This is a genomic window from Roseovarius azorensis, assembly GCF_900109455.1.
GTDB classification, from domain to species: Bacteria; Pseudomonadota; Alphaproteobacteria; order Rhodobacterales; family Rhodobacteraceae; genus Roseovarius; species Roseovarius azorensis.
The window spans coordinates 33,907-49,747 of record NZ_FOAG01000017.1 but is presented as its reverse complement, the minus strand read 5'-3'; the positions used below and the strand labels follow the sequence as shown (position 1 = coordinate 49,747).

Genomic DNA, 15,841 nt, shown 5'->3' with positions numbered 1-15,841 from the left:
CAACAGATGCAACAAAGTCTGCACAGTGGATCGCCTATTCCGAGGCGACCGACATCGAAGGCATGAGCCTCGCGCAGGTCGTCGATGACATCTGGACAACGCTTGAACCGATCTGCTCGCGCGCCGACACCGCCAAGTAGCGGAAGCCGACCTCAGTTTGTGTTCTGGGAGCTGGCTTAGGTCCCCACCGCCGACAATACGCCGGCATCCTCGAGCTGTTCCCGATCCGGCAGGTCATGCAGCGACTTGAGATCAAAGGCGACAAGGAACTGCTCGGTCGTCACGTAGGTATAGGGTGCCCCGCGCCGCGGGGATCGTGGGCCGGTTCCAATCAGATCACGCGCGTGTAACCGCCCGATCAGGTCACGGCTGATGTCCTTGCCAAAGATGTCCTTCAGCCCGTCGCGCGTGATTGGTTGGTGATAGGCAATGGCGGCCAACACGGCGATGTCGTATTCACGCAGATCGAGGTCCTGCTCGCCCACATCCGCGGCTGCCCGGATGGCCGCCGCATAGACGGGTCGCGTGCGCAACATCCAGGCGTCAGCGACGCAGGCAATTTCATAGGGCCGCTCAGCCAGTTCGGCCTTCAGGTCCTCGACCAAAATGTCGACCGATGCCCCCTGCCCCACAACGCGCGCCAGATCCTCGCGCGGGACCGGGGACGCAGAGGCGAACAGCACCGCCTCGATCCGGCGCATCCATTCCCGCCACCGCAGCTCGGCCGGCAGGTCTTCGAGCTCGCGGTCAAGCTCGGATTCAGTATGATCCTTCGCCATCGCTTAGATCCCGTAGAGCCGGAATGTGTCGCGCCCGGTCAGCTCGCGCACGGCGCCAAGCGCGACCAGCCGGTCGCAAAACCGCCGCGCTGCTCGATCGGATCGCAGCGAGGTCAGCGCTGTCGGAGCCACGGCATCGTGTGTCAGGAACACAGCCACCGCCTCCTCTGCGCCTTTGGCCCGCAACTTCGGCGCTATCGCCCGAAGCCGAGCGGCCCGGCGTGACAAATCGTTAGTCTCTCGCGTCGCCTCGACCGCTGCCGTACCGATCGCCAGATGACAGGCAAATCGCAGCTCCGCGCCGGTCTTCCGCAAATCGCCACGCTTCAGTCCCATCGACAGCAGCGGCAGGACATATGACCAACCGAGCGCCTGCGCCAGCGCCGCTTCGGTCAGGAGCAGCGCAGCCGTTTGATCGCGGGGTCGATCTTCCAGGACTGCCTCCAAGACAGTCGACGCCCGCGCGACCGGTGCCCCCTGCCCCATATCAAGCCAAGTAGCGATCGCCTCAGGATCCAAAGCAGGCAATGCTCGATTAAGTGTACTGACCGAGACTGGCCGCTCCACCGCCCGTTGCCAGGATAGGGTGATCTCACCGGCAGGCCCGGGACTGTCACCTGGCTGCAGAAACCCGACGGCATCGCGTAACTCTGCTGCCCGTTCGGATCGACCCGTATTCGCCACACAGCGCTCTGCGGCGCGCAAAGCCAACCGCGCGCGGAGCAAAACCTGGGGGACCGCGTCGTGACCCAACACAAGATGCTGATGGCTCAGTGCAGCGCCGGACATAAAGGCCACATCTTCAGGGGTTTTCGCCCGTTCGGAGGTGACCCAGCCGGGCAGCTTTGGTAGGGTAACTGGGTCGTCGGAGATCGCTGTGGACTGATAGGTCATGCCACCACACTATCCCGTCGCGGCGCTTTTGCCTACCATATTGTGTAGAAACCGCCCCACCTTACAGCTCTCCACTATGTCCAATAAGTTTGCATTATCGGACATAAAACGATATGCTCAGCGGCATGGCAGAAAACATCGAGAAATCGAGCTCAGAAGCGGCAAACGTGTCTTCTTCCAACGATGACAACGAGCGAGATCGCCAGGACGGAGAGGCCTTGAGCCTCCCTTCGTCTGTGGCCGGATCCGGCGCGCTCGACCGGTTGGTCGAAACCGCTCGCGACTACGCCCGTGCCGCGGCCTCGGAGAACACGCTGAAAGCCTATGCCAAGGACTGGACGCATTTTGCGCGATGGTGCCGGATGAAGGGCGCTGAGCCGCTGCCGCCGTCGCCGGAGATGATCGGCCTGTACCTCGCGGATCTTGCGTCCGGGTCAGGCCCCTCCTCTACCCTTTCGGTCAGCACCATAGACCGCCGCCTCTCGGGTCTCGCCTGGAACTACGCGCAGCGGGGATTCACCCTCGATCGCAAGAACCGGCACATCGCCACGGTGCTGGCGGGGATCAAGCGAAAACACGCGCGACCGCCGGCGCAGAAAGAAGCCATTCTGGCCGAGGACATCCTGGCGATGGTGGCCACCCTGCCCTATGACCTGCGCGGGCTGCGAGATCGGGCGATCCTTTTGATTGGCTACGCTGGCGGCCTCAGACGCTCCGAGATCGTCAGCCTGGATGTCGGCAAGGATAACACGCCCAACAGTGGTGGTTGGATCGAAATCCTCGAGAATGGTGTGATACTGACATTGAATGCCAAAACCGGCTGGCGCGAGGTCGAGATTGGGCGCGGGTCATCCGAGCAAACCTGCCCGGTCCATGCGCTTGAACAATGGCTGCATTTCGCGAAGATCGACTTCGGGCCGGTGTTCGTGCGCACCTCCCGCGACGGCAAGAAAGCGCTCGAAGCCCGCCTTTCCGACAAACATGTGGCCCGCCTGATCAAACGCACGGTCCTGGATGCCGGCATCCGATCCGACCTGCCCGAGAAGGACCGCCTAGCGCTGTTCTCCGGTCACTCGTTGCGCGCCGGCCTCGCCAGTTCAGCGGAAGTTGATGAGCGCTACGTCCAGAAGCAGCTAGGTCACGCATCTGCCGAGATGACCCGTCGCTACCAGCGCCGTCGAGACAGGTTCAGGGTGAACCTAACCAAAGCCGCGGGATTGTGACGATCAGTCGTCAAGCAGATAGGCCGTGAGGTTCTGGTGAGCATGCAATATGCGAATGATCTCGATCCCCTGCCCCTCCGCTCGGTAGATCACCAGGTGCACGCCACTGGGATGAATGCGAACCGGGGGTGAGAACTCGTCGCGTTCCCGGGCCATTTCTGGAAAGTCGGAAAGCAGGTCGAATAACGAAAACAGGCCATCAGCATAGCGATCTGCCTGTTCGATGCCCCAGGTGTCTGCGCCGTAGTGCCAGATGTCGGACAAGTCGGTTTCAGCCGCGGGTCGAATGACCCAACCGTTATTCTCCGGCATATTTGGCGTGCATCCGAGACTTGAACGTGCTGCGATCAAGCGAGGTCGCGGGACCACCGGAGAGGCCTGCGTCGACAGCAGCCTGAATTTCAGCAATGGCCTCGCGACGGGCACGGTCGCGCCGGATCAGATCGCGAACGTAGTCGCTGGAATTCGCATATCGTCCGGTTTTTGCCTGTTCTTCGACCCAGTTTTTCATTTGGTCCGGCAACGAAATATTCATGGTGCCCATGGTGATCTCCTTATTAGTAGCATGTATGACAAAGTTTGCCAAAGTGCAAGAACGGCTCATACAAAACGGAACCAAACGGTCGTTTATTGGCGATATCTTAAATTGCAAACGGCCGAATTTCATGCCCCTGATAGGCTATGCGCGCGTATCGACAGAGGATCAGACCCCCCTGCCCCAGTCTGAGGCCCTGCAAACCGTGGGATGCGTCGAGATATTCGAAGAGCACGCCTCAGGCGGTGATCGCGCTCGGCCGGTACTTGCGCGTGTGCTGGAGCGTATCGGAAGGGGCGATACGCTGGTCGTCGTGCGCATCGACCGTCTGGCGCGATCCTTGTCGCACCTTCTGGAAGTAATCGAGCGACTGGAGGCCAAGGGTGCCTTCTTCCGCTCGCTGACCGATCCGATCGACACCTCCTCGCCACAGGGCAAGTTCACCCTGCAGGTCCTGGGTGCCGCGGCCGAGTTCGAGCGCGCGCTGATCCGAGAGCGCACCAAGGCCGGTCTTGCCAGCGCGCGTCAAGCGGGCCGAGTCGGCGGCAACCCCGGCCTTCGCGCCAAAGACCCGACCGCGTTGCGTAAGGTCCGACTGGCGCGACAGGACGGCTATATGGAGCGTCTGAACGAGACGGCGCAGGATTGGGTTCCACATGTCCGTCGGTTGCGTCCCGATATGGCCTGGGAGGACATGTTGCGGATCATCAATGGCCCCCTGCCCCATGACCGGCGCTGGACCCAAAGCCGCCTGCTCCGTGCCGTGAAAGCCTATGTGCGCGACGGCTTCCTGCCGGAGACCGTCCTTGACCGTGCAGGGCGGCGCGATACCGACGACCGCTTGCCCGCCATCGTGGCAGGTATCAAGGGCGCCGATCCTGACATCACGCTCCAGGCGATCTGCGACAGGCTGGAGGCCATGCGCGAACGGACCCCGCGCGGCCGGACAAGCTGGCAGCCTTCTTCCGTGAGGATGCTGCTGGAACGCGCCGAGCGACTTGGATTGTTGGAACACAGCCCCGCCATGACGTGTCAGGAGAATGGATTGACGACGCGCAACTGATCTTCCACCAGCAGTCCGTCGTGCATGTCCTCGCTCCACAATGTTGTGCACTTCGCGATCAGTGCGGCAGACACGATCATCGCGTCATAGACCGAAAAGTCGTAGCGTTCCGCCAGGGCGCGCCCGACCTCGTGCGTCTGCAGGGTCAGATCCTCGACGGGACAGAGTGCCTGAATGCCGGCCAGGAAAGCGCCCGTCTCGTCCCAGCTCAGGCCCGCCTTCCTCCGACAATTGACCAGCGCTTCGTTCAGGACCTGAACACTGATCCGGGGCCCCTGTCCCAGGATTTCCTCGGCTCGATCAGACTTAGGACCGTCATCAAGCAAGTAGAGAATGACATTCGTGTCTGCGAACTCAGCGCTCATGCGCGGCATCGCGTGTCAACCGCTCGGCAGCGGGCAGTTTGCCACGAAAACGACGCAGCCCATCGAGAACTTCATCGGCGCGAGGCTGGCGCTGGACCTTGAACCTGCCGCCGTCCTTCACGAGGTCGATCTGGTCACCTTCCTTGAGGCCGAGCTTACGCACCAGCTCCGCAGGCAAGCGGACTGCCAGCGAGTTGCCCCATTTTGCTATTTGCATCTCGGCCTCCCTAGTTTGGATATACTGAGTAACATGTATATCCACCCGCCTCTGAAATCAAGCTGGCCTTCCAGGCCTCTTGTGGTGACGGGTAAGTCGCCTACCAAATCTAGAAAGTGCTTGCACGAATCTGGTGGCTCGGGCAATAGTCTCGAAAAATAACGCGCGGTCACATAAAAAACGCGCCCACGGATCGGGGCAGACATGAGCGAAGCCGAGCAGGACTTAGACATCGCCATCGGGCATTACGCGGAACTTCTCGCGTCGAATCTGCATGCTCAGCGTGCGGCTCACTTTCCCCCGGACGCGAAGAAGGTCATGCGCACTTTGACCAGCGGCGAGGCGGCCGAGTTGCTCGGCGTCGATCATACCTACCTTCGCAAGCTGCATCGAGAAGGAAAAATCGCAGATGTCGAGACGACAGCCGGCAGTCACCGCCGCTACACGCTTGATGATATCTGGGATATCCGTACGACGCTGGAAACAAATACAAAAAAGCCAGGAACCTACCTGCCGGGGCGACGCGAAGGGGACGAGCTTCAGGTCGTATCCGTTGTGAACTTCAAGGGCGGGTCGGGCAAAACCACCACCTCGGCACATCTGGCACAACGACTTGCCCTTAAGGGGTATCGGGTCCTCGCGATCGACTTGGACCCGCAGGCGTCCCTCTCCGCGCTCCACGGCATCCAGCCGGAGCTTGACCTCATGGAAGGCGGGACGCTCTACGATGCGGTCCGCTACGACGATCCGGTTCCGATCTCGGACGTGATCCGCAAGACTTACATTCGCGGCCTCGACCTGATTCCTGGAAACCTCGAACTCATGGAGTTCGAGCACGAGACCCCTGCCGCGATCCAGCGTAGCGGTGCGCGGGCTTTTTTCGCCCGGGTTCGCGATGCGTTGGATCGCGTGGAAGCGAGCTACGACGTCGTCGTGATAGACTGCCCGCCGCAGCTCGGCTTCCTGACCATGTCGGCTCTCTCCGCCTCATCGGGGGTGCTAGTGACCGTTCACCCACAAATGCTCGATCTTATGTCAATGTCACAGTTCCTGCGGATGACGGCTGATTTGCTAGGGGTCATCCGGGATGCGGGCGCAAACCTGCGCTTTGACTGGCTGCGCTTCCTGCCAACTCGCTACAAGGTAGGTGATGCTCCACAAACCGAAGTGATTGCCTTCATCCGCGGCCTGTTTGGCCGATCGGTCCTCACCAACCATATGGTGGAGTCCACGGCGATATCGGATGCCGGGCTGACCAAGCAGACACTTTATGAAGCCGATCGGCGGGAGTTCACGCGGCAAACCTTTGATCGGGCTATCGACTCGATGAACGCCGTAAACGACGAGATCTCTGCGATCATCCAAAGCACGTGGGGGCGCAATGGCACGAAAGCCTAAACTCGGTCTGCCATTGCAGACCCTTCGCAATGCGCCCGACGCCTTGGAGGGACGTCGTCTTCGCGGTGGAGTGTTCGAGATCGACACCGGGCAAATCGAGACGGCGGGACGGCTTGATGACCGTCTCCAGATCGAGATTGAAAGTTTGAAGGCGTCGATCTCCAAGAACGGTCAGCGCGTGCCCGTCCTGGCGCGGCCATTGGAAGGTGATCGCTATAGCCTGATCTATGGCCGTCGGCGTCTCGAAGCCTGCCGCGAGCTTGGAATTAAGGTCCGCGCCATTGTCACCGAGGTTGAAGGAGATCAGGCTCTCCGCGATCAGCTTCTCGAGAACCAGGAACGCCGCGATCTGAGTTTTATAGAGCGGGCGCTTGTCGCCGCTGCTCTGCTGGACGGTGATCACCTGAACGAGACGGAACGCACGAACAAGGGCGTCGCCGAGGTTTTGAATCTGACTGAGGCTGGTGTCTCACAGCTGTTGAGTGTTGTCAGAACTGTGGGCGAAGATCTGGTCCTCTCAATTGGCGCCGCCCCCGGCATCGGCCGTCCGCGATGGGAAGAACTCAAGAAGTCCTTGGGAACTGTCGAGTCGGATCGGGATCAGCTGGCAACTGTAGCCAACGAGGCCAAAGCGAGCCATCCCGGTGGAATTGATGAGAAGTCTGACAAGGCGTTTCTTGCGGTCCTCTCAGCAGCGCAAAAAGCAGTGCGCCCAGGCCCATCGGCCGACGCACGAGTTCCCGCTGTTCTGATCCGGGGGGTCGGATCGGCGACCATTACGACCGGACGTCGAGGCAAGCAACTGAAAATCGATCTGATAGCTGAAGAGACAGGATTCGTCAGCTGGCTGAATGGCAATGCACCACAGCTGATAACCGAGCTTCATGAACGCTGGACGCGTTCAGAAGACTGAGGAAGAGCAACCAACAAGAAGGAGGCACGATACAGGCAAAAAAGAAAAAGGCCCCGAGAAGCTAGCTTCACGAGACCTTTGTAGGGTTTCGCAACGGGCTTGACCCGCTACAAATCTCAGTTTTCGCACCTCTGAATGTAGCGATCTGGCCCCTATCCCGCAAGCGCAAAGCGATTCGCGGGCCGTAGAATTTTTGCCTTCGTGAGCGTTTTCATGGAGTACACACCACTTTCGCCGTTTATGCGGCCGATCTCGCACGCCCATCTGCGCGTGATCGAGAAGCCGGAGGCATCCGTTCCGGGTAAGCCGATCAACAAATGGGAGCTGCTCCGGGAACTTTCAAAAGCGCAGGCCACCTTCGGCGTTACTGAGCGCGATCTGACGGTTCTTCAGGGGCTTCTCAGCTTCTTTCCCGACGATGCGCTTGGCGGGAACGCCGAGATGGTCGTCTTCCCGTCCAACAAGGCCATCTGCGAGCGGCTCAATGGCATGCCTTGCTCGACGATGCGGCGTCATCTCGCCCGACTGGTCGACGCGGGCCTACTTGTGCGGCGCGACAGTCCGAATGGCAAGCGCTACGTCCGCAAGCATGGCGATGAACGCGTGGCCTTCGGCTTCGATTTGTCTCCGCTCTACTGCCGATCGGAGGAGATTGGGCGTGCAGCAGAGGCCGTGCGTGAGGCAGAGGACCGGGTTCGGCGGCTTAGAGAGATCGTGAGCCTTATGCGGCGCGACCTCGCGGCCCTGGCGGAGTTTGGCGAAGAGATGAAGCCAGGCCTCGGCCTGTGGGACCAGTCACGCGACGCCGCTGTCCTGACGGCCCGGGCACTTCGCCGCAAGCTGTCACTCGAAGACCTTAACCAGTATCGGGTAGAACTTGAAGCCTTGCTCGATCGCGCGCGCAACGTAATTGATGGCCCCGAAACAGAAGAAATGGTCACCAATGATGCCTGTATTGAGCGTCACCATCATAATTCAAATAAAGAATCTATAGATTCTGAACCTGGCTTAGAAAAAGCCGGGGCGGCGGCCGTAGCGCCAGGAGACCAACCCGACGTGCCGGAGGGCGGGACTGAAGAGCCTGACAAGAGACAAGTGCCGAAGATTCCGCTTCATCTCGTTATTGCGGGCTGTCCGTCGCTCAAGACCTTTTACCAGAGTGAGATCCGACACTGGCACCAACTCTTCGACGCGGCATCTCACGTGCGTCCAGCGATGGGCATCAGTCCCTCGGCTTGGGAGGAGGCTCAGCGTTGCATGGGGCCAGAGCAGGCATCAACTGTCGTCGTGGCGATGCTGGAACGTTTTGCGGAGATCAGGTCCCCGGGTGGCTACTTGCGGGCGCTGACAGCCAAGGCAGCGGCAGGCGAGTTCTCCTGCGGGCCGATGGTGATGGCGCTGATCGGCAGGCGGAGCGCGGCTTAACAGCTGTTAATTTTGGTACGCTAACCCGCGATTGGAATCCGATCCCACCCAGACTTAACAGCTGTTAAGTCTGACTGTGCCGCGGCTCTGAACGGTGAGAGTAAAAGGATTGTTGATTTGAGGGTTTCGGGAAGTGAGATCGGGAGAGTGGCTTCCCGCGCCTGTCCTGGAGCCGACCTGATGGTGAAATCTACCCAGAAAATCACCCTGTCCCTCTCGCGGGATATCCCGTTCAACAAGCTGGTGTTGAGCCAATTTAATGTGCGGCGCATCAAGGCTGGCGTATCGGTCGAGGACCTTGCCGAGGATATCGCTCGCCGCGGCTTGCTACGGAGCCTGAGCGTACGTGCGGTGCTGGATCATGTCGGTCTCGAGACCGACACGTTCGAAATCCCGGCCGGTGGCCGGCGCTTCCAGGTCTTGTCGCTGCTGGTGAAGCAGAAGCGCCTGAACAAAACGACGCCGATCCCCTGCATCGTGCGGGAAGCGGATTCCGCGATCCTCACCGAGGATGACTTGCTGGCCGAGAACATGCTGTGGGTTGCTCTGCACCCGCTCGACCAGTTCCGCGCCTTCGTAGCGTTGCGGAAAAAGGGTCAGGGCGATGAGGAGATCGCCGCTGCGTTCTTCGTCACGCAGCAGGTGGTGAAACAGCGCCCTAAACTCGCGTCGGTGACCCCTGCCCTGCTCGAGTTCTACGCCGACGGTGACATGATGCTGGAGCAGCTCATGGCGTTCACGGCGAACCCGGACCACTGGCGCCAGTTGCAGGTCTGGGAAGCCATCGAGCCGTCTTGGAACAAGGAGCCGAACCGGATCCAGCGGATGCTGACGGAGACCTCGCTCCGGGCCTCGGGCCGCCGCGAGCCGAGGCCGAGACAATCGCCACCGAATGCTGGAAGTGGATCAAGGTGTCGCCCTACCTGCCCTAACGCTTCAGCCTCGGCTCGCGGCGTCTGGCGGGTGATCCGGCGCCGATGACGGATGACGAAGCTGCACCCATACCGAGTTCTTTGCCGAGTATCAGGCGCTGGAAGAGGAATATTCCGGTCAGGACAATATTCGCGAATAGATCGACGCCCTTCTTGGGCAGCTAGAAAGCGAGACGGAAGATCTCTAAGCGCGTGCAATGATTTTCGATCAGGGCCAGATCGCACGGGCAGGCGCTTTCGGAACGCGCGATCGTGATGGACGGCTTGCCATCTATCGCGTCAAAGTGCGCCGGGAGGTTTGGGCGGCAGTTGATTGTGGCGGCGTCCTGGCCGTCAGAAGCCAGGGGATAGCGTCGGCGGTCATTCGACTCCCTGGCGGGGCGGGTTCACCGGTTAGAATGGCAGCTGCTTCTGGTCCGATTGCTCCATGAAGCCGACGACGGCGCTGAACCGTCGCCTCGGCGCCTCATGACGGAGATAATTGCGCATCGAGCCCCGGCTTCAAGCGGGGCCATCGGGTGTCTGCAGGAGTTCGCGCTGACTCTGTCCTCCGAAAGGAAGCCCTGGGCGCGCCCGGCGGGCAAGAGCGTCGAGATCAAATTTGCCCGCTAGAGCCCCGCGGCTTTCGTCAGGTTCATCCGGAACCGGTCTCGGCGGCGCTGGTAGCGGCGGGTCATCTCCGACGAGGCATGCCCCAACTGTTTCTGGACGTAGCGCTCATCGACTTCGGCGGAACTGGCCAACCCGGCGCGCAGCGAGTGACCGGAAAACAGCGCGACCCGGTCCTTTTCGGACAGGTCGGGGCGCAGCCCGGCATCGAGGACGGTTTGCTTGATCAGGCGGGCGACATGCTTGTCCGAGAGGCGGTGGGGCAGGGCGGTCTTGCCATCGCGGGAGGTGCGCACAAAGATCGGCCCGAAGTCGATCCTGGCGAAGTGCAACCATTGCTCGAGGGTGTGCACGGGACAAGTCTGGTCCGTCGATCCCCGACCGATCTCGACCTCGCGCCACCCGGTCTTGGCGTTCAGCGTCAGCAGCGCGCCCTTGTCGAAGAGCTCGATCCAGCCGCCGCTGTCGGGGGTATCGTCCTTGCCGTGGTCGAGGCTGACGATCTCGGAGCGACGGAGGCCACCGGCGTACCCGATCAGTAGGATGGCGCGGTCCCTGAGCCCGCGCAGGTCGTAGGGCAGGGTGGCCACCATGGCCAAAATATCCTCGGGTAAGATCGCCTCTTTCTGCACCGGCGGGCGCGCGTGTTTGCGCTTGATCCCGGCCAGCACCGTCGCGATGTGGCGGTTCTTGCGGTCGATGGCGAAGCCCCGCTGCACATAGTTCCAGGCGAGGCCTGACAGGCGGCGCTCGATCGTCGAGACCGACAGGGGTCGGGACGCCGACTGCGAAGGGGGTCCGCCTGTTGGTGCGGCCAGATCTGTCAGATAAAGGCCGATCATCTCGGGAGAGGGGGGCAGGGGGTCCGTGCCTTTCAGCCTGCACCAGCGTGCGAAGTGCTTCCAGTCGGCGGCATAGGCCTTGTTGGTGTTCTCGGCCGTCGACGCCTTCGCATAGTCGCGGGCGGTGTCGACCAGGCGATCCAGCGTGCCGGAGCCCGCGACATGGGAGGGCAGGGCGATCCCATCGCCACTTGCAGGCTCTCTCTCGTCGCGCTCGTCACCGTGCGGCGTTTCATGGGGTGCGGAGCTCGATATCTCAGCCTCGGAGGCTGATTTGGTACCGCTTGTCGGACTGCCGGAATTTCTGAGATTTCGATGCATTTGTTTTCAAGGGTTTCCCGGTTCTTCATTTTTCAGATTGAGTCGGAGTTCATGAGACTGTACATGGATATGAGTCACTATTCGTGAGACTACACAGCATCCGTGCACCGTTCAAGTCATGTCCGATAATCCCGTAGCCGACAAAGATTGGGAAGAAGCCGAGTTTCGCGCAAGAGTGCTTGCCGAGCTGCCGGAACAGCTCACGGATTGTGACGTTGCTTGGGCGATGCGGCAGTTGGATGTGAGCCGGGCGACGGTCTATCGTTTGGCGAAGCAGTTTCGCGAAGATGCGCGGACCAGTGCACTTCTGCCGAACACGTCCGGCCCAAAGCCGGGCATGCAGCCGCTGGACCCGGCAGTAGAAGCGATTGTGGCCCACCATTTCAAAGACTTCTATGCCACACGGCGCAAACCGACCAAGACGCGGTTCTGGCGCGAGGTCGCGGCCGATTGCCAGGCGCGGGGGCTGGCACCACCCTCGATCCGCCGCCTGGGGCGTTGGCTGGGCCTGAGGGACCAGGCACGGCTCATGGCCAGACGCGAGGGCAAGGACAAAGCCGAACGCATTCACCTGGCCACGCCTGGTACGCTCACGGCGAAACACCCGCTCGACATCGTCCAGATCGACCACACCAGGTGTCACTGTACCCTAATTAATCAGAATCGGGCCTGAATTTGTCCCATAAAATCAATGGCGGTTTGTACCCTTAATTTTCATATTGTACCGTTAATTACCATACTGTATCCTTAATTGCCGTACGGTCGGAACTGTGGATAAGTGTCGGCCTGTTGGGGTGGGGGATTTACGTGGCCAGCGAGCGTATTGCGAAACATCGTGCAGCGGTTCTTCGGCCGATCCTGGAGCTTGAGAAGAGGGGCGAGCCGATCAGCGCTGCTATCGGGGACGCCGCTTGGGAACTCGGCTTGGCGAAAAGCCACACATGGTCGCTCTACCGGCGTCTGAGAGAGAACGATGCACGTGCCACGGCGTTGGAGTTGGACCGTCGCGGGCCGAAACCGGGGTCGAAACGGATCGCACAAGACGTCGAAATCATCATCGATGAGAGTCTGGAGCGCTACTATCTGGTTCGTGAGCGCTCGAGCTTTCTTCGCATCTGGCGCGAGATCCGTGCCGAGTGCGAAGCGAAGGGGTTTCAGCCCCCGACCCGGAAAACGGTCAAAGCCCGTCTCGACGCGATGGATCAGCGAGAGGTCTTCCGGAAACGGCGCGGGGCAGAGGAGGCTGACAAGGTTTTTGCCGCGCGTCCTGGCCGCCTTGAAGTTTCGGCCCCGCTGGAAGTCGTTCAGATCGATCATACAACTTCGGACATCACGTTGGTCGATCACGTCAATCGACGGCCGCTTGCGCGCCCCTATCTGACGGTGGCCATCGATGTCGCGAGCCGGATCGTTCTTGGGGTCTATGTCACTTTCGATGAGCCATCTGTCTTGTCGATCGCCCTATGTCTCGATCACTGCGTGCGCCGGAAATCGGTGCACGTCCCTGGAACTATGGAAGAGTTGGTTTGGCCGACGGCGGGCATTCCGAAGGCGATCCACGTCGACAATGCGCAGGAGTTCCACAGCGATGCCTTCAAAGTGGCCTGCGAAGATTGGGGCATTTCTGTCGAGTATCGTCCGCTTGGCGGCAAACACTATGGCGGCCATGTAGAACGGCTGATCGGAACGACCATGGGTGCCGTTCATGTACTGCCCGGGACGACGCATTCCTCAATCGTCGAGAAGGGCGACTATGACAGCGAGAAGCATGCGGCCCTGACACTGACCGAGTTCGAGGACTGGCTTCATCTCGAAATCTGCCGCTACCACAATACGGTTCACGAAGCCCTCGGCCGAACGCCGTTGGCTGCCTGGGCTGACCTCGGCGGGGATACTGCGGGGCGGCAGGTCGTTGACGTCGAAGCCTTTCGGACGAGCTTCTTGCCCTTCGAGTGGCGCCAGCTCGGGCGTACCGGGATCACGCTCTTCGGGGTCCATTACTGGAGTGATGTCTTCGCGTCGTTGGTCGGACGCGGGCAGGGCAAGGTGCAGGTGAAATACGATCCGCGAGACTTGTCGCAGGTCTGGGTCATCACCGGTGATGGCCGTGTGACCCCGGCGCGCTACCGGGATCTCTGCCACCCGCGGATCTCGCTTTGGGAAAGTCGGCGGGCGCGGAAAGATTGGCAGGAAAAACACGGTGGCCGGATCAACGAGCGGGTCCTATTCCAATTGATTGACGCGCAACGGCGGCTGGCCGAAGCGGCGCGCCAAAAGACAAGGACTGCCCGGTTGGAAAACGAAAGAGGTGCTCGGCTTCCCCGGCACCAACCACGTCGCGATCCGTCACGCGAAATGTTCGCGATCGACACGGGCAATCCTGATCTGCCAACCTATGAGATTGATGAGTTTAATGACCCCAGACGAAAGAATTGACCGTATCCGCGGCGATCATTGGATCGCGTTCGACCGTGCCACCATCGTTCTCAACCGATTGACATCCCTGATGGAAATGCCACAGCAAAGCCGGATGCCAGGGTTGATGGTTTATGGCAGCTCTGGCATCGGAAAGACGATGATCGCCAAGCGCATGGCGAGCAAATATCCAACGCAGTACAACGCCCAACTGGGCGCCACGAAGACACCCATACTGCTGGTTCAGGCCCCGCCCGCACCGGACGAAAGACGCTTCTATCAGCACATCCTGGCGACGATTGGGGCGCCGATGTGGGGCCGGCATACCGTGTCCGAGCTCGAGGTGCGCGCGCTCAGTCACCTTCGGGACATGGACCTTAGGATGTTGATGATCGACGAGGTGCACAATCTGCTTGCTGGCAGCTACCGGGAGCAACGCCGTTTCCTGAACATGCTCCGGTTCCTCGCCAACGATCTCTGCGCCTCACTCGTTGTCTTCGGTGTGAACGAAGCCCTGGAGACGGTTCGAGGAGACGATCAATTGGCCCGACGTCTAGACGAACACTACCTGCCGCTCTGGGAAGACGATGTGGAGTTCTCTCGCCTGATCCAGACACTGATCGCGGCGATGGCGCTTGAGCAACGCTCAGGCCTGACGGTGGCGTCGCTTCGGACGATCCTGAAGGTTACCGGGGGTGTGACCTCCCGCGTGTTTATCATGATCAAGTCCCTGGCTATCGATGCGATTGAGACCGGAGAAGAGCGGATCACGGACGAAGCAGTTCAGGCCTGGCAACCGGTTTGGACGAAGCATGCCTGGAGCATTCCTCGCCAGCCCGTTGCTACATTCGGGTGAACGTCAAACCGCTACCGTTTCGGCCACCGCCAGCGCGCGATGAGCTTCTGTCCAGTTGGATCGGGCGATTGGCAAAAGCCAATCACTGTTCTGTCGAAGAGCTTTGCGGCTATCTCGGCTTGGGGCAGGGCAGGGTGCCGGAGCGTATCAACGATCCCGGAGAGATGGACTGGGCCCGCCTCTGCTCGGCAGTTCAACGGACCCGGAATGAAATCGCCGCCATGACCCTTCCGGATACGGTGCATCATGCCGTACGATACGTGTCACGGCATGACTTCCAGTATTGTCCGGGGTGCACGGAGCAAACACCCGGTCTCGCTCTTCGTCATTGGCGCTTCGCGTGGTCGATGACCTGCGAAACCTGCGGTCAATCCCTCGCGGCGAAACATCCAGCCGAAGCCGTATCAGACCGGCTACTTGCGCGCGCTGCACGTGGCGCGCAGGTCTGGGAAACGGCTGTGGCGAGCAACGATCTCAGGCGTTTGCGCCGAATGGATTTGACCCTGTCTATTGTATCGATTCTGGGCGTCGGCAACTCAGCGTCCGTCATCTCCATGAACGAACTCGAAAGATTGATGGCACTTGCTGCGGTTGGTGTCGGCATGACCCGTCCCTTGTTGGGTGCCGCCATCATGCTGAGAGGAAACGGCCAGGTGGTTCGGGAGTTGCGCCGCGTCTTTCCTCAGCATCGCAGGGTGATCGAGCGGGTCCGTGGGTTGTCGCGTGACCTCGATCAACAGTTGACGGGACTGCGCGAAACGGGGCATCCGACCGGCCAGGAAACACACGGAATGAGCCGCCCAAATGCATCCGAGAGCGCTTTGCGAGCAGCACGTCAGGCCATCTCAGAGCTCGGACACGATGCAAATCGTCAAGCGTTACTGGCGCGCGCCGATGCAATCTGGACGCGCTCAAGTGGGGTTAAATCCTGAAGCGAGCAGCCTGTGGATATATTGTAATTAAGGGTACAAAAGTGCCCCAAAATGCCCTGAACCCGCAGAATCTGATTAATTAGGGTACAGTGACAGTTAAGGACAAAACTCGACGCTCAAAG

At 60.5% G+C, this 15,841-nt stretch carries 16 protein-coding genes and 1 pseudogene; 10 read left to right on the top strand and 7 right to left on the bottom strand.

Annotated features, from left to right (window positions below):
* Window positions 1-176: 176 nt before the first annotated feature.
* Window positions 177-779 carry an SMC-Scp complex subunit ScpB gene (gene scpB, locus BSG08_RS17675; RefSeq protein ID WP_093039167.1) on the bottom strand — a complete coding sequence of 201 codons (603 nt, stop codon included), beginning with the start codon at window positions 777-779 and terminating at the stop codon, window positions 177-179.
* Between the two features lie 3 nt (window positions 780-782).
* Window positions 783-1,673, bottom strand: a complete 891-nt coding sequence (locus BSG08_RS17670) for a DUF1403 family protein (RefSeq protein WP_093039166.1) — start codon at window positions 1,671-1,673, stop codon at window positions 783-785.
* A gap of 113 nt (window positions 1,674-1,786) precedes the next feature.
* On the opposite strand from BSG08_RS17670, the gene BSG08_RS17665 reads away from it, so the two are divergent.
* On the top strand, window positions 1,787-2,896 hold the full coding sequence (locus BSG08_RS17665) for a tyrosine-type recombinase/integrase (protein WP_175544819.1): 1,110 nt from the start codon (window positions 1,787-1,789) through the stop codon (window positions 2,894-2,896).
* A 3-nt stretch (window positions 2,897-2,899) separates the two neighbouring features.
* Here the strand turns inward: BSG08_RS17665 and BSG08_RS17660 are convergent, their stop codons facing one another.
* Together BSG08_RS17660 and BSG08_RS17655 are read right to left on the bottom strand one after the other, a co-directional pair.
* Window positions 2,900-3,208 (bottom strand): type II toxin-antitoxin system RelE/ParE family toxin, encoded by a 309-nt coding sequence (locus BSG08_RS17660; RefSeq protein ID WP_073037536.1) that lies wholly within the window; start codon window positions 3,206-3,208, stop codon window positions 2,900-2,902.
* Window positions 3,195-3,440, bottom strand: coding sequence for a type II toxin-antitoxin system ParD family antitoxin (locus tag BSG08_RS17655; RefSeq protein ID WP_073037535.1), 246 nt, complete (start codon window positions 3,438-3,440; stop codon window positions 3,195-3,197). The genes BSG08_RS17660 and BSG08_RS17655 overlap by 14 nt, the downstream gene beginning before the upstream one ends.
* Before the next feature lie 121 nt (window positions 3,441-3,561).
* Between BSG08_RS17655 and BSG08_RS17650 the strand changes: the two genes are divergently transcribed.
* Window positions 3,562-4,494 (top strand): recombinase family protein, encoded by a 933-nt coding sequence (locus BSG08_RS17650; RefSeq protein WP_093039172.1) that lies wholly within the window; start codon window positions 3,562-3,564, stop codon window positions 4,492-4,494.
* Here the strand turns inward: BSG08_RS17650 and BSG08_RS17645 are convergent.
* Window positions 4,464-4,859 carry a PIN domain-containing protein gene (locus BSG08_RS17645; RefSeq protein ID WP_093039170.1) on the bottom strand — a complete coding sequence of 132 codons (396 nt, stop codon included), beginning with the start codon at window positions 4,857-4,859 and terminating at the stop codon, window positions 4,464-4,466. The two genes, BSG08_RS17650 and BSG08_RS17645, sit on opposite strands and share 31 nt — an antisense overlap.
* Window positions 4,849-5,076, bottom strand: a complete 228-nt coding sequence (locus BSG08_RS17640) for an AbrB/MazE/SpoVT family DNA-binding domain-containing protein (RefSeq protein WP_093039171.1) — start codon at window positions 5,074-5,076, stop codon at window positions 4,849-4,851. The genes BSG08_RS17645 and BSG08_RS17640 overlap by 11 nt, the downstream gene beginning before the upstream one ends.
* A gap of 204 nt (window positions 5,077-5,280) precedes the next feature.
* On the opposite strand from BSG08_RS17640, the gene repA reads away from it, so the two are divergent.
* The 4 genes and pseudogenes from repA to BSG08_RS17620 form a co-directional block, all read left to right on the top strand.
* Window positions 5,281-6,474: a plasmid partitioning protein RepA gene (gene repA, locus BSG08_RS17635; protein ID WP_093039165.1), complete on the top strand. Its 1,194-nt coding sequence runs from the start codon at window positions 5,281-5,283 to the stop codon at window positions 6,472-6,474.
* A complete protein-coding gene (locus BSG08_RS17630; protein ID WP_093039164.1) occupies window positions 6,458-7,387 on the top strand; it encodes a ParB/RepB/Spo0J family partition protein in 930 nt (309 codons plus the stop codon). Before repA ends, BSG08_RS17630 begins: the two co-directional genes overlap by 17 nt.
* 213 nt (window positions 7,388-7,600) lie before the next feature.
* Complete coding sequence (repC, locus tag BSG08_RS17625) at window positions 7,601-8,812, top strand: plasmid replication protein RepC (RefSeq protein ID WP_093039163.1); 1,212 nt, start codon at window positions 7,601-7,603, stop codon at window positions 8,810-8,812.
* A gap of 180 nt (window positions 8,813-8,992) precedes the next feature.
* Window positions 8,993-10,040, top strand: a pseudogene (locus tag BSG08_RS17620) (ParB/RepB/Spo0J family partition protein); the annotation flags it as partial.
* 312 nt (window positions 10,041-10,352) lie between these two features.
* Here BSG08_RS17620 and BSG08_RS17615 read toward each other — a convergent pair.
* Window positions 10,353-11,516: a tyrosine-type recombinase/integrase gene (locus BSG08_RS17615; protein WP_093039162.1), complete on the bottom strand. Its 1,164-nt coding sequence runs from the start codon at window positions 11,514-11,516 to the stop codon at window positions 10,353-10,355.
* A 118-nt stretch (window positions 11,517-11,634) separates the two neighbouring features.
* Between BSG08_RS17615 and BSG08_RS17610 the strand changes: the two genes are divergently transcribed.
* The 4 genes from BSG08_RS17610 (at window position 11,635) to BSG08_RS17595 (ending at window position 15,719) form a co-directional block, all read left to right on the top strand.
* Window positions 11,635-12,189 carry a hypothetical protein gene (locus BSG08_RS17610; protein WP_175544818.1) on the top strand — a complete coding sequence of 185 codons (555 nt, stop codon included), beginning with the start codon at window positions 11,635-11,637 and terminating at the stop codon, window positions 12,187-12,189.
* A 134-nt stretch (window positions 12,190-12,323) separates the two neighbouring features.
* Complete coding sequence (locus BSG08_RS17605; protein WP_093039161.1) at window positions 12,324-13,952, top strand: Mu transposase C-terminal domain-containing protein; 1,629 nt, start codon at window positions 12,324-12,326, stop codon at window positions 13,950-13,952.
* Complete coding sequence (locus tag BSG08_RS17600) at window positions 13,930-14,787, top strand: TniB family NTP-binding protein (protein ID WP_245770741.1); 858 nt, start codon at window positions 13,930-13,932, stop codon at window positions 14,785-14,787. The genes BSG08_RS17605 and BSG08_RS17600 overlap by 23 nt, the downstream gene beginning before the upstream one ends.
* A complete protein-coding gene (locus tag BSG08_RS17595) occupies window positions 14,784-15,719 on the top strand; it encodes a TniQ family protein (RefSeq protein WP_175544817.1) in 936 nt (311 codons plus the stop codon). Before BSG08_RS17600 ends, BSG08_RS17595 begins: the two co-directional genes overlap by 4 nt.
* The last annotated feature ends 122 nt before the right edge of the window (window positions 15,720-15,841 follow it).

Coding starts and splice junctions, on each gene's coding strand:
- scpB (WP_093039167.1), bottom strand. CDS start 779: ATGGCGAAGGATCATACTGAATCCGAGCTTGACCGCGAGCTCGAAGAC.
- BSG08_RS17670 (WP_093039166.1), bottom strand. CDS start 1,673: ATGACCTATCAGTCCACAGCGATCTCCGACGACCCAGTTACCCTACCA.
- BSG08_RS17665 (WP_175544819.1), top strand. CDS start 1,787: ATGCTCAGCGGCATGGCAGAAAACATCGAGAAATCGAGCTCAGAAGCG.
- BSG08_RS17660 (WP_073037536.1), bottom strand. CDS start 3,208: ATGCCGGAGAATAACGGTTGGGTCATTCGACCCGCGGCTGAAACCGAC.
- BSG08_RS17655 (WP_073037535.1), bottom strand. CDS start 3,440: ATGGGCACCATGAATATTTCGTTGCCGGACCAAATGAAAAACTGGGTC.
- BSG08_RS17650 (WP_093039172.1), top strand. CDS start 3,562: ATGCCCCTGATAGGCTATGCGCGCGTATCGACAGAGGATCAGACCCCC.
- BSG08_RS17645 (WP_093039170.1), bottom strand. CDS start 4,859: ATGAGCGCTGAGTTCGCAGACACGAATGTCATTCTCTACTTGCTTGAT.
- BSG08_RS17640 (WP_093039171.1), bottom strand. CDS start 5,076: ATGCAAATAGCAAAATGGGGCAACTCGCTGGCAGTCCGCTTGCCTGCG.
- repA (WP_093039165.1), top strand. CDS start 5,281: ATGAGCGAAGCCGAGCAGGACTTAGACATCGCCATCGGGCATTACGCG.
- BSG08_RS17630 (WP_093039164.1), top strand. CDS start 6,458: ATGGCACGAAAGCCTAAACTCGGTCTGCCATTGCAGACCCTTCGCAAT.
- repC (WP_093039163.1), top strand. CDS start 7,601: ATGGAGTACACACCACTTTCGCCGTTTATGCGGCCGATCTCGCACGCC.
- BSG08_RS17615 (WP_093039162.1), bottom strand. CDS start 11,516: ATGCATCGAAATCTCAGAAATTCCGGCAGTCCGACAAGCGGTACCAAA.
- BSG08_RS17610 (WP_175544818.1), top strand. CDS start 11,635: ATGTCCGATAATCCCGTAGCCGACAAAGATTGGGAAGAAGCCGAGTTT.
- BSG08_RS17600 (WP_245770741.1), top strand. CDS start 13,930: ATGACCCCAGACGAAAGAATTGACCGTATCCGCGGCGATCATTGGATC.